This is a genomic window from Pseudoduganella violaceinigra DSM 15887 (assembly GCF_000425385.1).
In the GTDB taxonomy this organism is placed as follows: Bacteria; Pseudomonadota; Gammaproteobacteria; order Burkholderiales; family Burkholderiaceae_D; genus Rugamonas; species Rugamonas violaceinigra.
Window position 1 is genome coordinate 274695 of the sequence record NZ_KE384360.1, and the last position, 6771, is coordinate 281465.

Sequence of the window (6771 nt, forward strand, 5' to 3'; positions counted from 1 at the left end):
ATGATCCGTTACGTATTCCTGCCGCACCACCACGCTGCATTGCATATCGCCGGTACCGACGAACGATTCCCGGTTCGCCGCGTCTACTGTGTAGGCCGCAATTACGCCGGCCACGCGCGCGAAATGGGCTCGGACCCGGACCGCGAACCGCCATTCTTCTTCTGCAAACCGGGCGACGCATCGGCCGTGGTGCCGGTGAAGCCGGGCACGGTGGCCGAACTGCCATATCCGCCGCAGACCAGCAACTACCATTATGAGTGCGAACTGGTGGTGGCAATCGGCGACGGAGGCAGCGACATTGCGCTGGCCGACGCGCCAAAGCATATCTTCGGCTACGCCGTGGGACTGGACATGACGCGCCGCGACCTGCAAGCGAAGATGAAAGACGCCGGACGCCCCTGGGAAATCGGCAAGGCCTTCGACTATTCCGCTCCGGTGGGGGAATTGCGGCGCGCAGCCGAAGTGCCGGGAGTGGAAAACGCGGCGATCGCGCTGGCACTGGATGGCGCGGTCAAGCAATCCAGCAGCATCGACCACATGATCTGGTCGGTATCTGAAACCATCGCCAACCTGTCGACGTTGTTCCGCCTCGAACCAGGCGACTTGATTTTCACGGGCACTCCGGAAGGCGTCGGCCCGGTCGCGCGCGGCCAGTCGCTGACCGGCAGCATTGAAGGCTTGGCCAGCCTCTCCGTGAAATTCGTCTAACTGACAGAAGACTGCATCGCGGCGGCAATGGCGTGCAGGCCTTCCAGTGCGCCAGCAGCGATGCCGACATCCGCCGCGTTGCCGACCGCATGTTCGCGCGGATTGATGCGCACCGTGCGCCCGCCGCGCTGCACGACACTGTGGCCGAAGCGGCGCACGGAAGGAATCGCCGTCCCGGCACCGAGTTCAATCACCAGTGGACGGTGCACTTGCGAAAGCCAGGCTTCCAACCGTGCCGCCTGCATTGCACTGCGGCGTTCAACCCAACTCCAATCGCAAAACATCAAGATATTCGGCCGCGCCAGGCCGCCGCAGTTGGGGCAGAGGGGCGGCTCGTTGCGCAGACGGCACCTGTCGGCGTCGACATCCGGCGCGAAATCGTCGGCCGGCCAAATCCTGCCGCAACATGGCTCAAGGCATTGCAGGTGGTGGATCGAGCCGTGGCATTCGTGGATCGCGCCGCCGTCAAAGCCCGCCTTCTGGAATTGGCCATCCACATTGCTGGTAAAGACAAAGCAGCCATGGTCCAGCGCTTCGCCCCAGGCTTTTAACAGCGCAAAGCCCTCATGCGGGACGGTGTCGCGATACAGTGCCAGGCGGTGGCCGTAAAATCCCCAGGCCAGGGCCGGATCTTCGTGGAACGTGCGTGGCGACGCGATGCTGGTGAATTCGATGCGCGCCCGGCCAAGGGCAGGGTAGGCCTTCCAGAAGCCTTCGTTCCCGCGAAAATCCGGCAAACCGGAATCCACGCCGATGCCGGCGCCAGCCGCGATGACCAGCCCGTCCGATTGCGCAAGGAGTTCGGCTGCGCGTGCCGCCAGGTCTTTTTCGATTGTCATTCGTGAAGTTTGAAGTAACTTTGACAAAACCACAAATTGCTCTGATATAATCTGTAACTCGAGTCGGGGCGTAGCGCAGCCTGGTAGCGTACTTGCATGGGGTGCAAGGGGTCGGAAGTTCGAATCTTCTCGCCCCGACCAATCAAATCAAAGGGTTACAGTTTTTGGACTGTAGCCCTTTTTTGTTTTTCCATGTCCGTGCCGTAAATTTGCCTAAGATTGTGTAGCGTAGCGGGCGTTTTGACACCCATTTGCGCGCGTTTTGACACTCACTTCTTTGACTGATTTGCAGCTTTTTTGCAGCTGATTTCAGGGCGAATCGGCACCGTCTCAAGCGGCCGAATCCACTACAGCGGTATCATCGGGTGTCGTATACGTTTGAGTTCCGCTTGGCTCATTGACGCCAAAATTCGGTCGAATGGCTCACTATGAGCGCCCACAGAATTGTCAGATGCCCCCGTTTCGCCCACTTATCAAATGGAGGCGCTATGGTTTCCGATGACCGCGAGAGCCGAAAGTTCTTAGATGATCACTCTTCCAGTGGTTACAAAGAGGGCATTAGGTTAGCCTCCGCGCAAACAGAAAGTGTTAAGGCCACGAAAATCGCGGGAGTAGTGGTCGCTGCGGCGACAGTTGTCGCCATATACGTGCTTAGCTATTTGCGGAATGTCCCTGCCGATAATCACGGTTCGGCCGCACTTCTCGCGGCTGTGGCGCAGACAGGCGCCGAACCGCTCAAGGATGGAGTTGATTTATGGGAGGAGACGGCGTGGCGTGACTGTGTTGTCGACTACAAAAATGCATACAACAGCGCTCGCGCCATTAAGTCCGAAGAGCCACCTTGGTATCGATATTACGACGGCCAATGCGCGGAAGAATTGCCCAACATTCCCGACGGAGTTCCGTATCTTATGGTGCATGGGCCATCAGACTTTTTTAACAGCAGTGGATTTGAGATCACTCTTAATGTCAATAATAGCGGTAGCAACGAAACCATCTGCAGCAACCGGGCTGGTCGGTACGCGGAATGGTTTGAAAGTCAAATGAAATCAGAATCGCGATGCAAGCAATTTCCGGAACTGCTTGCATTGCGGATGGATAAAAAGAGGCTCACTGGCAACAGGGAAAAGAAAGCTGCCAGGTCACTTGACGGCCGCTCAGCCTGCCTCAGTACTGTGCTCAATGGCATGCCTAAAAAGTACGTCACGTACGAGGAACGAGGGCGCACATATGCCATTAACGGATCTGCGCGAGACATCGCGTCTGGCCGACGCTGGTTGGATGGGAAATCGCACTTTTCTGTCGAACAAATGCAACAGCTACTTGCTCGTGGGTTGGCGGCATGTGATTAGTTTCTTGAATTTCGCTCCCGCGTGAGTGTGCAGAGCAACGCCAATCGGACGGCCCGTCTAGGTACTTTTGGACTTGCGCGGGGAACTGAAAACTCTCACGGCTTCAATTGAGTAGCCTCTCCTGCCAGTTCGATTAGAGTCGTCGTCCGCCTGATAACGTCCATGAGCGCGTAGCTCAACCGTGCGACCCGAAGTTGTGGTCAGAAATATAATCTTCTGTTGCGCAGATTTTAGGTTAATGCATGGCTGGAGAAATAATTCGACTTGGCGACAGAACAAGTCACAACGGAACAGTACTAGAAGGTTCTCAGACCGATATTTGTTTGGGAAAGCCAATCGCCTATATTGGCCATAAAGTCCATTGCCCCAAGTGCAAAGGCGATTTTCCGATTATTGAAGGGGTTCCGACCACGACGATTTTTGGCAAAGGTGTCGCACTAGCGGGTATGAAGACCTCATGCGGCGCAGTGCTCATCGCCAGCCAATTTACAGATACCGTTGAGTGGGGCGGCGGTAGCTCCTCTAGTTCGGCAAAAAATATCACGCCTGAGTCGGCGCCGGGCCACGTCATGGCTACTTCGAGTGTTTCCTCGTCGGGCGTCCCAACTTCTGAAGGCAAGTCATTTTCGCAGGCGGCCACAAGTGGAGGGAAGGACGAACAGCCGCATGACGAACAGTTCTTCCTCAAGGATAAAGATGGTGTGATCTTGAGCGGCATGCCCTACACGGTAATTCTGCCATCTGGTCAGCGAATTCACGGTGTCACGGACGGTGATGGGCGCACTGGTCGCTATAGCACTCAAGGCGCGCAATACATTGAAGTTTGTTTAGGGCACATTGACTGATGAATCAGGTAATCGCAAGAGCGCGCACCAACACTACTACAGACAGCGTATATCCTGTGGTGGTAACAACGAAGTACACAAAGTCGCCAGACATGTCCGGTTGGCTCAAAGTTCAACGTGAACCTTCGGGAAAAAAAGTATACCTTCCGGAGTTCGTGAAGGTTTCGGTGATCAAAGAAGGTACTCGAACCCATTTCATAATCCTCGAAGGCGAATACAAAGGCGAAACTGTCAGTCTCAAAAGCGAGAATGCCGCAAAGTGCTTGGTGTCGGCGAGCCGTGGCTCTGGCGCAAAGCTCATAGCAAAAGCCAAAGGGCGAGAAAGACTCTATTCCAAGCCAAAGGACGAAACGCTGAACCAACTCATTGGGACGCTTAACTTTAACGGCCAGACCGCGATGGTTACGCTAGACTCGGATGTTATGTTCCACGACCCAAGGCTAGGAAGACTCAGTAAGCCGGTGCATTCGAAACCTCTGCCGAAGGGGATATACAAAATCCTGACCCCGCAACACGCGCACGACGCCGAAAGCACCGAATTTTATGTAACCGAGCCAGGCGGCAACCCAGATTTGAAGTACCACACGGTGTGGTTTGCCATCGAGTACGCTCCCACTGAGAACACCAATTTTGTTCACGTCGGGAACCTCTCGGAAGGATGCGTCACCGTCTATGATCTGACCAAATGGAATGACGTGTATCGCTACCTCATTTCGAACCGTAGCGATAAAGAAGGGAAATATGTTGGCACCGTCACCATTGAGTAGCGCCCTTGGATTCTTGCTTCTCGGCGCAGTGGCATGCGTGAACTGCTTCGCGCAGGATGCCTCTGAGGTAGATCCGTTGATGAAGTACAGGACAAAGAATGGCAGGCACGGCCTCTATGAAATCAGGGACGTGGCAAGGGAGTTCATCCGGCGCGAAAATTTGAAGGGGAAATCGCATTGGTTTGTAGGTGATCCAGATATCCGTGCTTCGGTGAGAGAATGTGCAGTTCCGCTGATTGCTAAATGGAAGGACGTCGAAGAAGGCGAACGCCCAACGGTAATCGTTAGATGCTCTCAAACTGTGAAAGATTCCCCGGTAAAGGCCTGGAAAGTAAGAGTGCCCGTCGCCCCTGGCTGACTTAATGCTGTGATTAACGGCCAAGATCAGACTTTATTGCAACTTGCCTACAATTATTGATAGTTTTGTCGGGCCAGAAAGGAAAACAAGCGTGATCACCCCTTGCGTAAGCATTACCAGGCATAAGGCTGGTCTCTATGAATGGACCGTGACACTCGGCCAGGAGTCTTTTGATGGAGACGTAGGCGATTCATCCATTTCGTCCTGCCTCACCAGCGCAGCGAATGGCTTGCCCGACGAAATTCGCTTGGTTGAGGTGGTTTATCGCGCGGTACATATGGGGACATTTGAACGGCTTGCGCTTGAACACGCTGCAGAAGACATTGCCGATAAAATTGCGACAGAGTACTTCGCACTTACAAGCTCCAATTAACTGGAAAAGTGCCACTTCGGAGGGGACGAACGGACTTGACTCGGCTTGTAAAGCCAAGGCACCATTTTGTTAGCGCACGATCCGGATGCGCTGACTTCCTAAGAACGACGGTCGTCTAACGGATATCGTAGGTTGGACTATTTGCACGCCACTAAACGGAGGGTTTTATGACGGATTTTAAAGTTCCACCCGATAATGACTCGATGCTACCAGAAGACTTCGGTCCAGCAGATTGTCACCAGGAGGGCAGTTATCGGCGCGGCTATCATCAAGCCGTCGCTGCGGTCGCTGACGCATTGCGTTCCCGCAATCTATCGGCAGACGAGCTTGAATCCTGGGTACTAGGCGCAGGCATGGACTGGAGGAAGAGTCTGACGCTGGACCGTATGATATTACCTCCATCGCTCTACAACCAAGGTCATTGAGCGCTTGAGGTGGCTGCGATCCCCCTTGTCTATCTGCTGCGTGGGGACGCAGCATGTGGCCAGTTGCAGACGTCTGGAAATGTTCACTTGGATATCGAGGAAAGCGCATGGAAAACGCAATTGCCGGACTGTTGTTTGCTATCGCATGCGGGGTGTTTGGCATTTGCCGAGTATTAGACAAGATTTACGTAGAAATCTCGACGATTCGGAAGATGCAAGAACATGAGTTCGAGAAGCGATTTTGATTACAGGAGTACACCCAGAAGGTCTATCGCTCTACGCTGGATCGAACGTCCCACTTCTCGACCTGAAGCGTTTGCTTTTGCCAGGCCTCTTTCCAGAAACCCTCTCCGTGTGGGTCCGGGTAAATGAAATCGACGTCCAGCGCAGTTTTGCCGCCGGCCGCTGAGAAGCCAGCGACAAACACTCGAGTGACTGACTCAAACGCTTCGCGGGTGCAGTACAGCGTAATGTAGAGCTGCTCGGGCATGCCCGAGTTGTCGGCGGAAGCAAGTGACGCATGGCCTTCCACAGACTCCGGAAGGCTTTTCCAGCGGTCCATCAGGAAGCGAGGGGTTTCCGCTTCATCTAGGACTTCAATGTCTCCGAATATCGGCACATTAGGCGTGGTGCCAAGCCTAGCGTGGCCCTCGAACGAGAACTCGACTTTGCCTCCGTTGCGCCACTGAAGCCCAGGTTGGGCCTTGTAGAACCACGACTTCACGATGACTCGCGTCGATTGGGAGCGCCGGGTGCCCTGGTCCCACTCGAGCGTCTCCGACTTTTTTGCATGAGTTTCTTGCTCAGTTCTCTTATTAAAAAACATTCGAATAGCCCCTTGCTGTTGGCCGTATTATAACGGCCAGTAAAGAAGCGGATGGCTTGTTATCTCAGAGACTGCTATGGGGCGAATCTGACGGTCGACTGACACCGAGTGTTCAAGTCGAATAGCAAAAGTATGCCTGATCGTTTGGGCAGCACGATCAGGCATATCGCTGCGCGGTTCCTTCGTAAGCGTCCAGCGCCACCACATATGAAAGGCCGTCTCGCTTCGCCATACTCCGATTTTCACTTCGGAGAACAGGATGGAAAACGGAGAACGCG

At 54.5% G+C, this 6771-nt stretch carries 9 protein-coding genes and 1 tRNA gene; 7 read left to right on the forward strand and 3 right to left on the reverse strand.

Annotated elements, in window-relative coordinates; translation table 11 throughout:
• Positions 1 to 708: a fumarylacetoacetate hydrolase family protein gene (locus H597_RS0127790; RefSeq protein ID WP_154668308.1), complete on the forward strand. Its 708-nt coding sequence runs from the start codon at positions 1 to 3 to the stop codon at positions 706 to 708.
• Here the strand turns inward: H597_RS0127790 and H597_RS0127795 are convergent.
• Positions 705 to 1547, reverse strand: coding sequence for an SIR2 family NAD-dependent protein deacylase (locus H597_RS0127795; RefSeq protein WP_028105009.1), 843 nt, complete (start codon positions 1545 to 1547; stop codon positions 705 to 707). The genes H597_RS0127790 and H597_RS0127795 overlap by 4 nt on opposite strands.
• Before the next feature lie 64 nt (positions 1548 to 1611).
• Between H597_RS0127795 and H597_RS0127800 the strand changes: the two genes are divergently transcribed.
• The 6 genes from H597_RS0127800 (at position 1612) to H597_RS35245 (ending at position 5667) form a co-directional block, all read left to right on the forward strand.
• A tRNA-Pro gene (locus tag H597_RS0127800) sits at positions 1612 to 1688 on the forward strand.
• A gap of 347 nt (positions 1689 to 2035) precedes the next feature.
• Positions 2036 to 2899 carry a hypothetical protein gene (locus H597_RS0127805; RefSeq protein WP_028105010.1) on the forward strand — a complete coding sequence of 288 codons (864 nt, stop codon included), beginning with the start codon at positions 2036 to 2038 and terminating at the stop codon, positions 2897 to 2899.
• Positions 2900 to 3141: 242 nt separating this feature from the next.
• A complete protein-coding gene (locus H597_RS33620) occupies positions 3142 to 3744 on the forward strand; it encodes a PAAR domain-containing protein (RefSeq protein ID WP_083941320.1) in 603 nt (200 codons plus the stop codon).
• Entirely contained in the window at positions 3744 to 4511 is a 768-nt protein-coding gene (locus H597_RS0127810; RefSeq protein ID WP_028105011.1) for a hypothetical protein, read from the forward strand. The genes H597_RS33620 and H597_RS0127810 overlap by 1 nt, the downstream gene beginning before the upstream one ends.
• A 449-nt stretch (positions 4512 to 4960) precedes the next feature.
• The gene (locus H597_RS35240; protein ID WP_028105012.1) at positions 4961 to 5242 is read left to right on the forward strand and encodes a hypothetical protein; all 282 of its coding nucleotides are present in this window, start codon (positions 4961 to 4963) and stop codon (positions 5240 to 5242) included.
• A 167-nt stretch (positions 5243 to 5409) separates the two neighbouring features.
• Positions 5410 to 5667 (forward strand): hypothetical protein, encoded by a 258-nt coding sequence (locus H597_RS35245; protein ID WP_154668309.1) that lies wholly within the window; start codon positions 5410 to 5412, stop codon positions 5665 to 5667.
• A gap of 268 nt (positions 5668 to 5935) precedes the next feature.
• Here H597_RS35245 and H597_RS0127825 read toward each other — a convergent pair whose 3' ends face one another.
• The gene (locus H597_RS0127825; RefSeq protein ID WP_028105013.1) at positions 5936 to 6493 is read right to left on the reverse strand and encodes a hypothetical protein; all 558 of its coding nucleotides are present in this window, start codon (positions 6491 to 6493) and stop codon (positions 5936 to 5938) included.
• 27 nt (positions 6494 to 6520) lie between these two features.
• The coding region (locus tag H597_RS35760; RefSeq protein WP_211232091.1) for a hypothetical protein at positions 6521 to 6771 on the reverse strand (251 nt) is incomplete at its 5' end.

What these genes read in the sequence shown, in the direction of transcription:
- H597_RS0127790 (WP_154668308.1), top strand. Translation starts at nt 1, where the DNA reads ATGATCCGTTACGTATTCCTGCCGCACCACCACGCTGCATTGCATATC.
- H597_RS0127795 (WP_028105009.1), bottom strand. Translation starts at nt 1,547, where the DNA reads ATGACAATCGAAAAAGACCTGGCGGCACGCGCAGCCGAACTCCTTGCG.
- H597_RS0127805 (WP_028105010.1), top strand. Translation starts at nt 2,036, where the DNA reads ATGGTTTCCGATGACCGCGAGAGCCGAAAGTTCTTAGATGATCACTCT.
- H597_RS33620 (WP_083941320.1), top strand. Translation starts at nt 3,142, where the DNA reads ATGGCTGGAGAAATAATTCGACTTGGCGACAGAACAAGTCACAACGGA.
- H597_RS0127810 (WP_028105011.1), top strand. Translation starts at nt 3,744, where the DNA reads ATGAATCAGGTAATCGCAAGAGCGCGCACCAACACTACTACAGACAGC.
- H597_RS35245 (WP_154668309.1), top strand. Translation starts at nt 5,410, where the DNA reads ATGACGGATTTTAAAGTTCCACCCGATAATGACTCGATGCTACCAGAA.
- H597_RS0127825 (WP_028105013.1), bottom strand. Translation starts at nt 6,493, where the DNA reads ATGTTTTTTAATAAGAGAACTGAGCAAGAAACTCATGCAAAAAAGTCG.